The following is a 539-nucleotide window of genomic DNA, read 5'->3' on the forward strand; positions in this document are numbered from 1 at the left end:
GATAGAGGCTGTCGAATGCTTAGCAGGCTAAATTCATGAAGATTACATAATTTTCCTCCTACAACCTTCTTCCCCAAATAGGAGAGGGATTTTTTTGGACAATTCACGATAAGAGGGGAAACAAAGTGAATGATAAACACTTGCATTCCTGTTTCTTATTTCTTATACTTTACATTAATAGTTTGTTTTATGTAAATGTGTAAACACAAATATTTGCATACTGACGGAGCAATTGGATTACCTGATGTTCAATCCACCCCGACGTATGCCGTCTGAAAGGATAAGGAAATGCAGAAACACACCCTCCGCCGCCTCCCCCTATTGATTGCTGCCGCTTTCGCCTCCGAATGGATTTATGCCGCCGATGCGGCGCAAGATGCGGAACAGGTGCAGTTGGAAGAAGTCGTCGTAACCGGCGAACGCACCAACCGCAGCGGCTTTGAAACCGCCACGTCCAACCGCGTCTTCACCACGCCGAACATCGACCGCAGCGGCCACAACCTTTCCGCGACCGACCTGCTGAAACAGACCGTAAACAC

The 539-nt window shown here is 47.5% G+C and carries 1 pseudogene; it reads left to right on the forward strand.

The window, feature by feature from the left end:
• Positions 1-288: 288 nt before the first annotated feature.
• Positions 289-539, forward strand: a pseudogene (locus ACTHUM_RS18385) (TonB-dependent receptor); the annotation flags it as partial.

This window comes from Neisseria sp. P0021.S006, from assembly GCF_051956895.1.